The sequence below is a fragment of the Streptomyces sp. NPDC048258 genome, assembly GCF_043201995.1.
Lineage (GTDB): Bacteria > Actinomycetota > Actinomycetes > Streptomycetales > Streptomycetaceae > Streptomyces.
Genome location: NZ_JBICZH010000003.1, coordinates 242,237 through 256,430 on the forward strand (window position 1 = coordinate 242,237; position 14,194 = coordinate 256,430).

Consider the following 14,194-nt stretch of genomic DNA (forward strand, 5'->3'; position numbering starts at 1 on the left):
GTGGTCAGCAGCCGCCGGAGGAGGCGGGGGCGCCGATGGTGAGGGTGGCCGGGGCGGCGCAGCAGCCGCCGCCGGTCTCTTCGGCCGCCTCGGGCTGGTCGAAGAGGCCCGCGCCGCCGCACACTCCGGTCTCGGGAAGGGTGAGTTCGACGCGCTCGGCGGCCTCACGGTCACCGGCGAGGGCGGCGGCGATGGAGCGGACCTGCTCGTAGCCGGTCATGGCGAGGAAGGTCGGGGCGCGGCCGTAGGACTTCATGCCCACCAGGTAGACGTCCTTCTCCGGGTGGGAGAGCTCGCTGGCGCCGTGCGGGTAGACGGTGCCGCAGGAGTGCTGGTTCGGGTCGATCAGCGGGGCCAGCTCGACCGGGGCCTGCAGGCGCTCGTCGAGGCCGAGGCGGAGCTCGTCGAGGAAGGTGAGGTCGGGGCGGAAGCCGGTGAGGACGATGACTTCGTCGACCGGGGCGAGGCGGCGGCCGTCCTCGCCGACGAGGACGAGGCGGCCGTCACCGTCGCGTTCGACGGCGTCGGTGCGGAAGCCGGTGACGGCGTCCGCGTATCCGCCGTCGACGGCGGCCTTCGCGGCGAGGCCGAGGGCGCCACGGGCGGGCAGCTGGTCGGCGGTACCGCCCCCGAAGGTGGAGCCGCTGATCCCGCGCCGGAGGATCCAGGTGGCGTGCGTCCCGATGCCGTCCTCCGCCTTGGCCAGGTCGGCGAGGTAGGCGAGTGCGGTGAAGGCGGAGGCGCCGGAGCCGATGACGGCGGTGCGCTTGCCGGCGTACCGGGCCCGGACGGCCGGGTCCTTGAGGTCGGGGACGCGATACGTGATGTGGTCGACGGCACTCTTCTCGCCGAGTGCGTGCAGGCCGCTGCCGCCGGCCGGGCTGGGGGTGGACCAGGTGCCGGAGGCGTCGATGACGGCGCGGGCGAAGATCCTCTCCTCGCGGCCCGCGGGGCTGGTGAGGTGAACGACGAAGGGCTGGGTCTCGCGGTCGGCGTCGACGATGCGGTCGCGACCGGTGCGCGAGACGCCGGTGACGGTCGCGTTGTAGCGGACGCGGTCGCCGAGGACGTCGGCCAGGGGCTGGAGGTAGAGCTCGGCCCAGTCGCCGCCGGACGGGTAGGTGGCACCGTCCGGCTTGACCCAGCCGGTGGGTGCGAGGAGCTTCTCGGCCTCGGGGTCGACGACCTCGGACCAGGTGGAGAAGAGGCGTACGTGCGACCAGTCGCGCACCGCGGACGCGGCGACGGGGCCGGCCTCCAAGACCAGGGGCTCGATGTCCCGCTCGATGAGGCGGGCAGCCGCGGCGAGTCCGATCGGGCCGGCGCCGATCACGACGACGGGCAGGGCTTCGGTGGATGCGTTCATGGCGGGCTCCCAGTTGATTCGACGTCTGTCGATGTCCTGACGCCTCTAGAGTGGACCCTGGATCGACGTTCGTCAACATAGACATGCGTCGAAATTCGTCGGATGATGGGGGCATGACTACGAAGGTGTTGCCGCTGCTGGAGCCGGAGGCCGTGGCGGCGTGCTGCCCGCCTCTGTCCGAGCGTCCGCTGACGGCCGAGGAGGCCGAGCGGACCGCCGTCATGTTCAAGGCCCTGGGCGACCCGGTCCGCCTGAGGTTGTTCTCGCTGGTCGCCTCGCATGAGGGCGGCGAGGCGTGCGTGTGCGACATCTCCGATGTGGGCGTCTCCCAGCCGACGGTCTCCCACCACCTGAAGAAGCTGCGCGAGGCGGGGCTGCTCTCCTCCGAACGGCGCGGCACCTGGGTGTACTACCGAGTCGAGCCCGCGGTGCTCGCTGCCATGGGACAGCTCCTGACCCGCGCGGCCGCCGCATGAGCATCACCATCGCGCCGCTGGCCGATGCGCACGCGGATGAGGTCCTGGCGATCTACCAGGCGGGGATCGGCGAGGGCAACGCCACCTTCGAGACCACCGCCCCCACCTGGCAGGTGTTCGAGGCGGGCAAGCTGCCGGAGCATCGCTTCGCCGCCGTCGGCGACGACGGCAAGGTCCTCGGCTGGGTCGCGGCGAGCGCGGTCTCCGACCGGTGCGCATACGCGGGCGTGGTCGAGCACTCCGTCTACGTCCACCCTGCCGCCCGTGGGCAAGGTGTCGCCATGCGGCTCCTCACCGCACTGATCGGCTCGACGGAGGCCGCGGGGATCTGGACGATCCAGTCCGGCATCTTCCCCGAGAACCGCGCGAGCCTCGCCCTCCACCAGCGGGCCGGCTTCCGGGTCATCGGCACCCGTGAGCGCATCGGTCGGCACCACGGCGTATGGCGCGACGTGGTCCTGCTGGAGCGCCGCAGCTCCGTGGCGGGCTGACTGCCCGGTCTGCGGTTTCGGTGTCGGGGGACGGGTGCACACTGCCCAGCATGAGCATCGACATCGCGTGGGCCCGCGCCGAGTTGGACCGCTTCCTGGAGCTGACAGAGCTGCGACCCCTGAACCGTTCCCCTGGCGACGTCGTGGTCTTCTCGCCGAGGAAGACCACCAGCGGCGCCGAGAAGGACATCGTCGCGAGCGCGCAAGTCGTCGAACAGATCCTGGACCGTGCGCTGCCCAGGTGGCGGGACGAGGTGCCCCGCAATGACCGGGTCAACCGCTGGTACCAGTACCGGGAAGCCGCCCAGCGCGCGAAAGTCGTTCTGGAGCGTGACGCCGAGATACGCCAGCGGCTCGGTGATGACGCCCCACAGTTGAGCGCCGGAACCATGCACCCCTGGGCCTGGGAGGGTGCACGCCCGTTGTGGCAGAGCGGGCATTTCCGGGAAGCGGTCACAGCGGCCGCGCGCAAGATCAACGCCGAGACGCAGAACAAGCTCGGCCGCAAGGACATCAGCGAGACCAACCTGTTCAAGCAGGCGTTCTCCCAAGACCTTCCCAAGCCCGGCCAGCCGCGACTCCGGCTCAGGGAAGACGACGGCAGCGACACCTACCGCAACGTCCACCGTGGGGCCATGACCTTCGCCGAGGGCTGCTACGCCGCCATCCGCAACCCCAACAGCCACGAGGACGGACTGCCGGAGCTGCCCGAGCACGAGGCGCTGGAGCAACTGGCGGCCTTCAGCGTTCTGGCCCGCTGGGTCGACAGCGCCACCGTGATCACCTGACTTTTCGACCTCGGCCTATCGGTTCACGCGAGAAGGTCAGCGATCTCCCGGGCGGCTTCTCGGGCTGGGCGGCCGACGCCGATGAGGGTGGCGGAGGCGGTGCCGGTCCAGTCTCCGTAGCCGAGCAGGTGCAGACGGGGCTCATCCAGCGCGCGGGTGCCGACGGTCGCGATGTGGCCGCGGGTGCCACGCAGGCGCAATGAGGCGAAGTGGGCGAGGGCTGGGCGGAAGCCGGTGCACCAGACGACCGCGTCCGCTTCGGCGAGGGTGCCGTCGGCCCACTCGGCGCCCGTGGCGGTGAGCCGGGTGAACATCGGCTTCGCGTGCAGAAGTCCGGCGTCGCGGGCGGCGCGTACGGGCGGCACGGCGACGATGTCGCCGAGGGAGGCAACCCCGCCAGTGTCGGAGCGTCCGGCATCCAGCGCTTGGCGGCGGGCGGTGGCGGCGTCGAAGAGGGCCCGGCCGTCGATGTCGTCGGCCAGGTAGCGGGGCGGACGCTGGGTGACCCACGTCAGTTCGGCCACAGAGGCGAGGTCGGCGGCGATCTGCGCACCGGAGTTGCCACCGCCGACCACGATCACCCGCTGGCCGGCGAACTCGGCCGGGCTCTTGTACTGCACCGTGTGGAGCTGGCGTCCGGAGAACTCCCGGCGACCGGGGACGGCGGGGATGAACGGGCGGGTCCAGGTGCCGGTCGCACTGACGACCGCGCGGGCCCGCCAGTCGCCCGAGTCGCTCGCCACCCGCAGACAAGCACCGTCGCGATGGACCGCATCGACCCACACTCCGCGCTGGACCGGCAGCTCGTACCGCTTCTCGTAGTCGGCGAGGTACTCCACAACATGCTGCGCATCCGGGTACGTCTCGCCGGGCTGGGCGGGCATCAGCCGCCCGGGCAGCGAGGAGTAATGCGCCGGGGAGAACAGATGGAGGGAGTCCCAGGTGTGCTGCCAGGCTCCACCGGGTGCCGTCTGGGCGTCGAGGATGACGTGCTCGATGCCCAGACGGCGCAGGTGGTAACCGGCGGCGAGCCCGGACTGGCCGCCGCCGATCACCACCACGTCCGTGCGCTGCGTCATGCTGCGGGCTGCTCCGTGTCGCTCTTGCCGCGCATGAAGATGACCGCCACGAGCGCCAGGCCCACCACGGCGCCGACCAGCTGCATGCCGATGAAGCCGGCCACGGAGCCCGGTGCGATGCCCGCGAAGGTGTCCGTGAAGGCGCGGCCGATCGTGACCGCCGGGTTGGCGAAGGAGGTGGAGGAGGTGAACCAGTACGCGGCACCGATGTACGAGGCCACGGCGACGGGGGCGAAGCGGAGCCGGTCGGTGCGGGCCAGGCCGAAGATCAGCAGGATCAGGCCGGCGGTCGCGACGACCTCACCAAGAAGGAGGTTTCCGGCGGAGCGGTCGTGCGTGGACCACTTCACCAGCGGCTCGCCGAACATGGCGTCCGCGAGGATCGCACCCGCGATCGCACCGGCGATCTGCGAAGGCACGTAGACAGCGAGCTCGCGGGCGGTGACGCCGGCGCCGCCGCGGCGGGCGGTCCACCACTCGGCCAGGGTGACGGCCGGGTTGAAGTGCGCGCCGGAGACCGGACCGAGCAGGGCGATCAGGACGCCGAGCCCGAACACGGTGGCGGTGGAGTTGGCCAGCAGCTGGAGCGCCACGTCCTGGGTGAGCTCGGTGACCTGGATGCCGGAGCCGACGACGATCGCGACCAGGGCCGCGGTGCCGACCAGCTCGGCGGCGGCGCGGGCGATCAGCGGGGTGCGGGGCGGGGTCGCGCCGGGGGCGGGCTGGGGTGCGTCGGGGGCTATGTCGCTCTCCGCTGCGGGGGCGGCGACGGGCTCGGTGGCGGTCAAGACGGGTTCTCCTCGGGCAGGTGAGGCAAAGCGCGGAAGGCTATGGGCAGGACCGCTTGAGGTTCGCTTCGGCGGTGGCACGCGCGGTCGTGGCGAGGTCGGCAAACTGACCGGCGAGGACTTCGATGACTTCCGGACGCAGGCGGTAGTAGATGTACCTCCCGCATGGCTCCGTATCCACGACCCCGGCCTCGCGCAGCACCTTCAGGTGGTTGGAGAGGTTCGTCTGCTTGGCACCCGTCTCCTCCACGAGGTGGGTGGTGCACAGCGTCTCGCGCGCGAGCAGGGTCACGATCTGGAGCCTGAGCGGGTCGGCCAGAACCCGGATCAGATCAGTGTCGACTGACGTCATCATGTGCTGATACTGTCACATCAGCTGGGGCTGACACCAGTCCGAGCTGACCTTATTGGCTCCTTTGAACGGGAACGCCATGTCTACGCCCTCATCGCCCCTCCTGCCGGACGAACGCCTGGCTGCGGGGGCTGCCCGTCTCGCCTCCCGGTACGCCGGCCACTTCGCACCGGAAACCGTACTGAGCCTGCTTGCCGACTCCTACGCACGTCTTGCCGAACAGGCGCGGATCCGCACGCACCTGGTCGTGCTGGCGGAACGCCTTACCGCCGAACGCCTGGACGCCCTCGCCCACACCCAAGGGCTGACGAGCGGGCCGACCCGAGTGCTGTTCGTGTGCAGCCAGAACGCCGGCCGCTCCCAGATGGCCGCAGCTCCCCTGGCCCACCGGGCAGGCGAGCGGGTAAGGGTCTCCTCCGCGGGCACCCACCCCGCCGACGCAGTGGAGCCGCACATCGCTCAGGCCCTCACCGAGGCCGGCGTGGACCTGGCCGATGCCTACCCCAAGCCGCTGACCCAAGAGGTCGTCCAGGCCGCCGACATCGTCATCACGATGGGCTGCGGCGACGCCTGCCCCGTCATGCCCGGCCGCCGCTACCTCGACTGGCCCGTGGCCGACCCCGACGGAGCGCCGATCGCCGTCGTCCGCGATATCCGCGACGCCATCGACGCCCACATCACCGAGCTGCTCACCCAGCTCGCCCCCTGAAGCGCCACAGATCCCCACCGCAGTCGCCTCACCCCAAGGAAGAACAGATGTCCTCCGCTCCTGCCGCCTCCGTCCTGTTCGTCTGCATCCACAACGCGGGCCGCTCCCAGATGGCAGCCGGGTTCCTGCGCCACCTCGCGGGCGACCGCGTCGAGGTCCGCTCCGCCGGCTCCATGCCCGGCGACCAGATCAACCCCTCCGCCGTCGCCGCCATGGCCGAGCTGGGCATCGACATCTCCGACCAGAAGCCGAAGATCCTCACCCCCGAGGCCGCCCAGGCGTCCGACTACATCATCACGATGGGCTGCGGCGACGCCTGCCCGTATTTCCCCGGCAAGACCTACCTCGACTGGCAGCTCGAGGACCCGGCCGGCCAGGGCGTCGAGGCCGTCCGCCCCATCCGCGACGAGATCAAGGGCCTCATCGAGGGCCTCATCGCCGAGATCGACGCCAAGAAGCAGGGCTGATCCCGTGACCGACGCGACCACCGCCGACGACGGCATACACAACGTCATCATCATCGGCTCCGGCCCCGCCGGATACACCGCCGCCCTCTACACCGCCCGCGCCCAGCTGAAGCCCCTGCTGTTCGGCAGCTCGATCTTCGTCGGCGGGTCGCTGACCACCACGACAGAGGTCGAGAACTTCCCCGGCTTCCCCGACGGGGTCGACGGCCCGGACCTCATGACGAACATGCGGGCCCAGGCCGAGAAGTTCGGCGCCGAGATGATCGACGACGACATCATCTCCGTCGACCTCACCGGCACCATCAAGGAAGTCACCGACTCCGAAGGCACCGTCCACCGCGCCAAGACGGTGATCGTGGCGACCGGATCCGGCTACCGCAAGCTGGGTCTGCCCAAGGAGGAAGAGCTGTCCGGCCGCGGGGTGTCCTGGTGCGCCACCTGCGACGGATTCTTCTTCCGCGACCGTGACATCGTCGTGGTCGGCGGCGGCGACACCGCCATGGAGGAAGCCACCTTCCTCACCCGCTTCGCCCGCTCGGTCACCGTCGTCCACCGACGCTCCACCCTGCGCGCCTCCAAGGTCATGCAGAACCGGGCCTTCACCGACGACAAGATCTCCTTCGCCTTCGACAGCGAAATCGCCGAGATCAAGGAGAAGGGCGGCATGCTGTCCGGTGTCGTCCTGCGTGACGCCTTCACCGGCAAGCTCCGCGACCTCGACGTCACCGGCCTGTTCATCGCGATCGGGCACGACCCGCGCACCGAGCTGTTCACCGGACAGCTCGACCTCGACGACGAGGGCTACATCCGGACCGCCTCGCCGTCGACCCGTACGAACATCCCTGGCGTCTTCGCCGCCGGCGACGTGGTCGACCACACGTACCGCCAGGCCATCACGGCCGCCGGCACTGGCTGCGCCGCGGCCCTCGACGCCGAGCGCTACCTCGCCGCGCTTGGCGACGGGAACAGCACCTGATGAGGCTGGCCCCCGCCTCGCGCGGGGGCCAGCCTCATCATGTGCGCGCGTACGCTCTTCATGCGCCCCTACTCGCCCACGTAGCTTGCGACGTTGGCCTGTAACACCCGTACGGGGCGTAGGGGGTAGCAGCTTGAAGCGAGCAGACGTACTGAGGGATCTCGCGCAGCCGTGGCACGTATCCGTCCAGTCGACAACGGAACTGGCGGGCAGCGTCGCGAAAGCGGCCGCCGCGGACGACAAGGCCAAGCAGGAGAAGAACCAGGCGCCCCTGCGCCGCAAACCGGAACTCCGCCCCTTGCCCCTGAAGCCGCTCGGCCTGTCGCTCCGGCTCACCCCTTGGGACGTCCTCCACACCCTGGGCCGGGCCAACGTCCTCGCCCGGCAAGGCGCCGGACGAGGCCTCGCCGAGCACTGGGCAAGCCTGAAGTACTGCCAGGCCCTGACCGGTAACGACGGCCGCTACATGGCCCTTTCGACGGAGGGCCGCAACCCGCGGCGCCACTACGCTGCCACCCAGTCGGGCGAGCTGAGCATCGGCTTCGCCCTCGCGCTCGCCCAGCGCGTGCTCGCCGCGCATTATCCGGATCACTCGGTCTCGGTCATCGACGCCGAGATAGCCATGCGGGCCGGCTGGGAGCTGACCGGCAAGGAGGCCGGGCGCAGCAGCGCCCCAAGGCGACCGAACTTCTTCCTGGAGGTCTGGAAACCGGGTGAGCCGTCCCGGGTCATCCCGGTGACCTGCAAGGGCACCCACGGCAACGTGTCCCAGGTACACAAGCAGCTCGCCACCGTCTCCGCCGATGTGGAGGGCATCCACATCGGCCCGTACAACGAGACTCCGTCCCTGGTCTTCGGTACGACGCTCCCCAAGAAGAGCGAGAACATCACCGTCTACCTGCTCCAGGCCCCCGGCGACGGCACCCTGCGGCTGCCGACGACCGTGACCCTCGACCCTTCGGTCGAGGACCGCGCCATCGTCCCCGGCATCCACGTGCCCACCGAGCCGGACGAGAAGCCGGTCGTCCTGCCCGGATACCACCTCCAGCCGGAGGAGCACGGCTGGTTCGGCCGCGTTCTCGCCCAGGCTGATGCCGCCGGTCTGATGGCGTTCACCGGCGGCGGTGAACCGACAGCGCGCTACCTCACCAAGCGCCAGGGCAAGCGGCACTTCGAGACCTTCACCCACGCCGGCACCGGCATCGTCCAAGACGTCACCCACACCATCCACGGCAAGAACTTCGTGGGCACCGATCACGTCTTCCGCCTCAACGGGATTCGGGTCGAGGCCTTCTCCGGCCTCGCCGAGGACCTCTTCGAGCACCTACGAGAAGGCAGGGTCGAGCAGTACCGCCACGAGGCGCACGCACTCCGCTCCTCCTGGCCCGCCGACCCCTGGGACTCAAAGTGGCGCGGCCCCGTCTCCTTACACCCCGACGGCACCGTGATGGCGCTGCGCCGCCTCCGTCTGCGCTGATGCCACGCAGGCCTTCTGGGAGCCGGTCGACTCCCAGAAGGCCGCGGTCGCTCACGCCACTGCCAACAGCAGACGCTCGAGAGCGGCGGCAAGGGAACGCGAGCTCATCTCGTGACGAGCCGCAAGAGCCAGGCCGAGTCCTCTCCCGTCGAGCCAGGCCGCGGCCCCGGCTGCTATCCGCGGCGGGCCGAGATCAGCAGCCCGGCCAGGGCCAGCACCATCCAGACGGTGAGGTAGGTGAAGGCCGCGGTCGGGGAGATGGTGGTCCAGAGGATGCCGGCGATCGTGCTGGCTGCGAGGTTGCCGAGGGACTGGACGGTGGCGAGCATGCCGAAGGCGGAGCCGCGCAGGTCCTTGGGTGCGAGGGCCGCGACGGCGGAGTGCTGGGCGGTCTCGACTGCGCCGATCCCGACGCCGGCCAGGACGAACGGCACCGCAAGGAAGGCAATGGCCGTGGCGTCGGCAGCGAACAGGCCGTAGGAGAAGGCGAAGGCGGCGACCCCTGCGGCGAGGACGAGAACAGGGCCGCGGACGCCGAGCCTGTCGGAGAGCCGCCCGGCGGGCACGGAGGCGATGGTGGCGGCGACGTTGTAGGCGGTATAGAGGCCGAGCGCGATGGTGGTCGCGGTCTTGGTGCCATGTTCGGGGGTCAGCAGGTCCGAGGCGCGCAGGATCAGCAGGGTGGCGGCGACGTTGCCGACCTCGAACGCGGCGACCGCGCCCAGCAGTCTGCCGAGATCACCGTGAAGGACGGGCTTGACGCGGATCCTGAGGGGCACCTTGTCCCGGCTGGTCGGGCGAGGGGTCTTGCGGATGGCGTAGACGATTGCGCCGGCGGCCAGCAGACCGGGAATGACGGAGAGGCCGATCGCCCACTGGACGCCTACCCAGGCGACCAGACCCAGCGCGAGGAGGGGGCCGAAGATCGCGCCGAGGTTGTCCATCATCCGCTCGAACCCGTACGCCCGTCCGTACGCCCTGGCCGGGACGATGTCCGCCAGCAGGGCGTTGCGGGCAGGCACCCGAAGCCCGCGTGCGGTCCAGGCGGCGGCACGGAGAAGTCCCACCTGCCACACCGCAGTGGCGCCTGCGGTTGCCGCGCCCAGTACTGCGGTCGTCGCGTACCCGCCGACGGCGACCTTCCGACGTCGCGCCGGGTCGTCGGCGAGGACGCCGCCACCGAACCTGGCCGCCCCCGCCAGCGCGTCGGAAATACCCTCGATCGCCCCCAGTGCAGCGGCGGGAGCGCCGAGCGTGGAGGTCAGCAGGGAGGGCAGCAGCGCGGTCGGGATCTCGTGGCCGACGTCTGCGAGGAAACTGGCCGAGCCGATGCCTTTGACGCCCGGGCTCAGCCACTTGTCCTGGTCGGGTGTGGTGTCAGCGGGCGGCGCGGTGTCAGTCATGTTGGACAGTCTGACGGGCGGAAGGAGTCGTTCACAGTGGACGATCCCACCAGCTGCGCAAGCCGGGATCTGCGATCTCTCCGAGGCCGCCGACCTCGCAGATCGCAGGAGAACCCGAGTCTTCGAGCGCATCTACGCAACGGAACTGTGATCCGGGCTGCCCCTGCCTGCCCATCGTTCGGGCTCCCGTTCGAGCTTCGCCCGGGACGGAGTCAGCCCGGCAGTCGTCGCGTCAACCTCCGCGAGCGTGCGCCGGCCGACTTTCGCGGCCTCCTCGTGCCACGACTGGCTATCGCTGCCCCGGATCAGTCGATCTGTCCGCCATGGCAGCGCTTCTGCGACGTACGGGAGTATCGAACGCGGTGGCGCCCCAGCGACGACGGCCTCGCCATCAAGTGCAGCCCGGACCCGGCGCTCCAGTCCTCCGCCCAAGCCAACCAAGATCCGGGCCAGTTGCGGACCAAGCTGTGAACACTCGTGCGATCGACGTACGTTTTGCCTGGTCATCGGAGGCGCTGATCGTGTACCACCAGCAGACGAAAAATCTGCTGACGCTCTCCTGAGTGGGGCCCTTGGCGCGGCAACAAGGGAAACCGGCTGGTCACAGCGCTCGTGAGAGGCGTGGTGGTCGCCTGTGGTCGCAGGCTGGAGGTACCCACTTCCCTCCGCCTCCCGGAGGCGATACCCGTGCGTACCAGCGTCGGCCGCGGCCGTATCTACCGCCGCTGTGGCTGCAGGGACAACCACCGCCGCCAGCTCGGCACACACTGCCCCCACCTGGTCACCGACGGCGAGCACGGCACCTGGAGCTTCGCCGTCGATGTCCCCACCCCGGACCGGCGCCGCACCACGGTGCGGCGGGGCGGATTCCCCACGCAGGACACGGCCGAGCAGTCCCTGCGCCGCTTCCTCGAGGGCGAGGCGGGCGGGTACAACGCGGACCCGAACCAGACGGTCACCGCCTATCTGAACGCGTGGCTGGCGGCGAAGGCCCTCGTGCTGAAGCCGACCACCATGGCCCGCTATCGCGACTACGTCCGCAACGACCTCATCCCGGCCTTCGGCACCCTCAAGCTCGACCAGCTTGCCCACCGCCACATCTCGGCCTACGTCACCTGCCAGCTCGCCGCCGGCCTCGGCCCCACCACCCTCTACCGGTGCCTGGCCACCCTCTCCAGCGCGCTGGGCGACGCCGTCAGGCAGCACCGTCTCCCCCACAACCCGGCCCGTCCCCCGCTCCTACACCGACCACCATCGCCGGAGCGTCGCATCTGGACGGCGGAGGAAGCCGCCCGCTTCCTCGCCCACTGCCACCATGCCGATCCCGAGATGGCCGACCTGTTCGAGTTCCTCATCGGCACCGGCCTGCGCAAGGGCGAAGCCCTCGGCCTCCACTGGGACGACGTCCACCTCGACCAGGCCGTCTTCTGCGTGCGCTGCACGTTCTCCGCCATCGACAACAATCACCTCGTCATCACCACGCCGAAGACCCGGTCGAGCCGCGGCTGGGTCGCCATCTCACCCCGTGTCGCCACAGCCCTCCGGCACCACGCCCAAACGATGCCTCGCACGCGCAGCGATCCTGACGATCCGTTCACCGGACTGGTGTTCTGCCGACCCGACGGGCGTCCGCTCGGACCTCATGAGGTGCTGGACCGACTTCGCCGCCTCTCCGCCGAAGCCGGTGTCCCCAGGATCACGGTCCACGACGACCTGCGACACCTGGCCGCCACCATCACCGCCGGTGTGCCGCTCACCGTGGTCTCCAAGACCCTGCGGCACTCCACCCTCTCGACGACCGCCAACCTCTACAGCCACCTCACCCAGCAGGCAGCCCGCGAAGCCGTCGACCACGCCCTCACCGGAGCCGAGAACGCCGGCCACGAAACGGGCCGGACACCGTGGCTGCGACCACCACGCGACCACATCCACCGGATCCGCGAAGCCCTCCGCCGACACCGCTCCCCCGCAGTACCCGGCTTCAGTGCCACGGCCGACCGGCCACAGACCGGACGTGCGACCACCATGGCTCCGGACGCACGAAAGGCCGCCCTCTCATGAATGAGAGAACGGCCTCCGACCTGCGTAAACGCTGGTCGGGACGACAGGATTTGAACCTGCGCCCCCTTGACCCCCAGCGTGCCAGCCGGGCTCCCAGTCCGCAAGCGCATCCATCACCGCCGCCTTCGATGTGGCCGGTCTCGGCAACCGCCTTCACTGGCTCGCACCCGGAGCTCGCGAAACCTCGGGTAAGCAGGCGCGTGCACCCGTCGGCTGCGCTACTTCCGGGGAAGCGTGGGCAGGCGAAGGCCACCGCCGTCGTCACCCAGTGCCGCAGGACGGAGTCCTCCGCGAGGGCAGGGCCTCCGACCGTCACCCAGCCGCGCATCGGGCGCCCGGTGAAGTCCATGGGCCGGGCCTCCGGCCGGGCGAGCGCCTCCTCGGCCCGGTCCGGACCCACCCGGGCGATGAGCTCGTCGCCGACCACGCCCACGCTCATGTGCCCGCACAGAAGGAAGGACAGGCCGCCGAACATCCGCTTCTCGGTGATGTCCGGCCGCTCGCGGAGCTGCTCCCTGATCCGCTGGGCCAGACCTTCGTCGTACGTCATACGCCCACTCTCCCGCGGGGCCCCGTGACGTGCCGGGCGGAGTGCCTCGCGCGACCATGGGGGCATGGAACCGCCGTCCCTGAGCGATGTCAGCAGCCCCGGTCGCGTGGCGGATGCCGGTGAAGGCATCGGCGTGGAGGAGCTGGCGCTCGCTGCGCGCAACCACGGGATGCCGCTGGAGGCGCTGCGCTACGAGGTCACACCGGCGGGGCTGCACTACGTGCTGGTCCACTACGACATCCCCGTGGCGAACGACGACGAGTGGCGGCTGACCGTCGGCGGGACGGTCCGCACGCCGCTCAGGCTGGGCCTGGCCGCCCTCCGCGCGCTCCCGGCCGTCACGACCCGGGTCACCATGGAGTGCGCGGGCAACGGCCGGGCCCGGCTCTCGCCCAGGCCCGTCAGCCAGCCCTGGCTGGTCGAGGCCGTGGGCAGCGCCGACTGGACGGGCGTGCCTCTGCAGGCGGTGCTCGACGCGGCCGGGGTAGGGCCTGATGCCGTCGAAGCCGTGTTCACCGGCGCCGACCACGGCGTGGAGCGGGGCGTCGAGCAGGACTACCAGCGCAGTCTTCCACTGCCCGTCGGCGAGGACGTACTGATCGCCTACGCCATGAACGGCACGCCACTGCCCCCGCAGCACGGGTACCCGGTCCGTCTGGTCGTCCCCGGCTGGTACGGCATGGCCCACGTGAAATGGCTGCGCGACATCACTCTCGTCGATCGCCCGTTCACCGGCTTCCAGCAGACGGTCGCCTACCGTTACCGGCAGACCCCGGAGGAGCCCGGCGAACCAGTCACCCGGATCGCGCCGCGCGCCCTGCTCGTACCGCCCGGATTCCCGGACTTCATGTCCCGCACCCGCGTCGTGCACCCAGGGCCCGTACGGCTGGAAGGCCGTGCCTGGTCGGGGCACGGGCCGGTCGTACGGGTCGGGTTCAGTCCTGACGGAGGGCTGACGTGGGCCGACACCGAGGTCAAGCCGCCCGGGCCGCATCCGGCGGCCTGGCAGGCCTGGCACACGGAGTGGACGGCCACCCCGGGCAGTCACACCCTGACGGTCCGGGCCACGGACGCCTCGGGCCGCACCCAGCCCCTCGAACAGCCATGGAACCGTGGCGGCTTCGGCAACAACGCCGTCCAGCGAGTCCCCGTCCTGTGCCGCTGACTCCCGGCACCGGGATGGACGGGGATGGACGGGGCAGCGGGACATG

Annotated in this window: 15 protein-coding genes; 9 read left to right on the forward strand and 6 right to left on the reverse strand. The window is 70.6% G+C overall.

All coding sequences use genetic code 11. The annotated features are described in order from the left end of the window. Window positions 1-4: 4 nt before the first annotated feature. On the reverse strand, window positions 5-1,366 hold the full coding sequence (locus ACGFYQ_RS08465; RefSeq protein ID WP_393741329.1) for an NAD(P)-binding domain-containing protein: 1,362 nt from the start codon (window positions 1,364-1,366) through the stop codon (window positions 5-7). Between the two features lie 113 nt (window positions 1,367-1,479). On the opposite strand from ACGFYQ_RS08465, the gene ACGFYQ_RS08470 reads away from it, so the two are divergent. The 3 genes from ACGFYQ_RS08470 to ACGFYQ_RS08480 are packed head-to-tail and all read left to right on the forward strand — an operon-like array spanning window position 1,480 to window position 3,121. Next, a complete protein-coding gene (locus ACGFYQ_RS08470; RefSeq protein WP_053790345.1) occupies window positions 1,480-1,842 on the forward strand; it encodes a helix-turn-helix transcriptional regulator in 363 nt (120 codons plus the stop codon). Continuing rightward, window positions 1,839-2,333 (forward strand): GNAT family N-acetyltransferase, encoded by a 495-nt coding sequence (locus ACGFYQ_RS08475; protein WP_393741332.1) that lies wholly within the window; start codon window positions 1,839-1,841, stop codon window positions 2,331-2,333. The genes ACGFYQ_RS08470 and ACGFYQ_RS08475 overlap by 4 nt, the downstream gene beginning before the upstream one ends. Window positions 2,334-2,383: 50 nt before the next feature. Continuing rightward, window positions 2,384-3,121: a TIGR02391 family protein gene (locus tag ACGFYQ_RS08480; protein ID WP_393741334.1), complete on the forward strand. Its 738-nt coding sequence runs from the start codon at window positions 2,384-2,386 to the stop codon at window positions 3,119-3,121. Window positions 3,122-3,144: 23 nt separating this feature from the next. Here the strand turns inward: ACGFYQ_RS08480 and ACGFYQ_RS08485 are convergent, their stop codons facing one another. From ACGFYQ_RS08485 to ACGFYQ_RS08495, 3 genes are read right to left on the reverse strand one after another with little or no spacing between them, the layout of a single operon-like run. After that, a complete protein-coding gene (locus ACGFYQ_RS08485) occupies window positions 3,145-4,200 on the reverse strand; it encodes an ArsO family NAD(P)H-dependent flavin-containing monooxygenase (protein ID WP_393741336.1) in 1,056 nt (351 codons plus the stop codon). After that, complete coding sequence (locus ACGFYQ_RS08490) at window positions 4,197-4,988, reverse strand: aquaporin (RefSeq protein WP_393741338.1); 792 nt, start codon at window positions 4,986-4,988, stop codon at window positions 4,197-4,199. Before ACGFYQ_RS08490 ends, ACGFYQ_RS08485 begins: the two co-directional genes overlap by 4 nt. Before the next feature lie 40 nt (window positions 4,989-5,028). After that, the gene (locus tag ACGFYQ_RS08495) at window positions 5,029-5,343 is read right to left on the reverse strand and encodes a helix-turn-helix transcriptional regulator (RefSeq protein ID WP_079407384.1); all 315 of its coding nucleotides are present in this window, start codon (window positions 5,341-5,343) and stop codon (window positions 5,029-5,031) included. 76 nt (window positions 5,344-5,419) lie between these two features. Here ACGFYQ_RS08495 and ACGFYQ_RS08500 point away from each other — a divergent pair, with 76 nt between their 5' ends. The 4 genes from ACGFYQ_RS08500 to ACGFYQ_RS08515 all read left to right on the forward strand — a co-directional run bounded on the left by ACGFYQ_RS08500 (window position 5,420) and on the right by ACGFYQ_RS08515 (window position 8,969). Further along, complete coding sequence (locus tag ACGFYQ_RS08500; RefSeq protein ID WP_393741341.1) at window positions 5,420-6,049, forward strand: three-helix bundle dimerization domain-containing protein; 630 nt, start codon at window positions 5,420-5,422, stop codon at window positions 6,047-6,049. A gap of 47 nt (window positions 6,050-6,096) precedes the next feature. Further along, window positions 6,097-6,516: an arsenate reductase ArsC gene (locus ACGFYQ_RS08505; RefSeq protein WP_393741343.1), complete on the forward strand. Its 420-nt coding sequence runs from the start codon at window positions 6,097-6,099 to the stop codon at window positions 6,514-6,516. A 4-nt stretch (window positions 6,517-6,520) separates the two neighbouring features. Beyond that, window positions 6,521-7,492, forward strand: a complete 972-nt coding sequence (gene trxB / locus ACGFYQ_RS08510; RefSeq protein ID WP_393741345.1) for a thioredoxin-disulfide reductase — start codon at window positions 6,521-6,523, stop codon at window positions 7,490-7,492. A 133-nt stretch (window positions 7,493-7,625) separates the two neighbouring features. Further along, window positions 7,626-8,969 (forward strand): hypothetical protein, encoded by a 1,344-nt coding sequence (locus ACGFYQ_RS08515; protein WP_393741347.1) that lies wholly within the window; start codon window positions 7,626-7,628, stop codon window positions 8,967-8,969. A 173-nt stretch (window positions 8,970-9,142) separates the two neighbouring features. Here the strand turns inward: ACGFYQ_RS08515 and ACGFYQ_RS08520 are convergent, their stop codons facing one another. Continuing rightward, window positions 9,143-10,372, reverse strand: a complete 1,230-nt coding sequence (locus tag ACGFYQ_RS08520) for an MFS transporter (RefSeq protein WP_393741349.1) — start codon at window positions 10,370-10,372, stop codon at window positions 9,143-9,145. 687 nt (window positions 10,373-11,059) lie between these two features. On the opposite strand from ACGFYQ_RS08520, the gene xerC reads away from it, so the two are divergent. Next, window positions 11,060-12,433, forward strand: coding sequence for a tyrosine recombinase XerC (gene xerC / locus ACGFYQ_RS08525; RefSeq protein ID WP_393741351.1), 1,374 nt, complete (start codon window positions 11,060-11,062; stop codon window positions 12,431-12,433). Here xerC and ACGFYQ_RS08530 read toward each other — a convergent pair. Then, window positions 12,354-13,112 (reverse strand): TfoX/Sxy family protein, encoded by a 759-nt coding sequence (locus ACGFYQ_RS08530; RefSeq protein WP_393741353.1) that lies wholly within the window; start codon window positions 13,110-13,112, stop codon window positions 12,354-12,356. The genes xerC and ACGFYQ_RS08530 overlap by 80 nt on opposite strands. On the opposite strand from ACGFYQ_RS08530, the gene ACGFYQ_RS08535 reads away from it, so the two are divergent. After that, entirely contained in the window at window positions 13,048-14,148 is a 1,101-nt protein-coding gene (locus ACGFYQ_RS08535) for a sulfite oxidase (protein WP_393741355.1), read from the forward strand. The two genes, ACGFYQ_RS08530 and ACGFYQ_RS08535, sit on opposite strands and share 65 nt — an antisense overlap. Window positions 14,149-14,194: the final 46 nt, after the last annotated feature.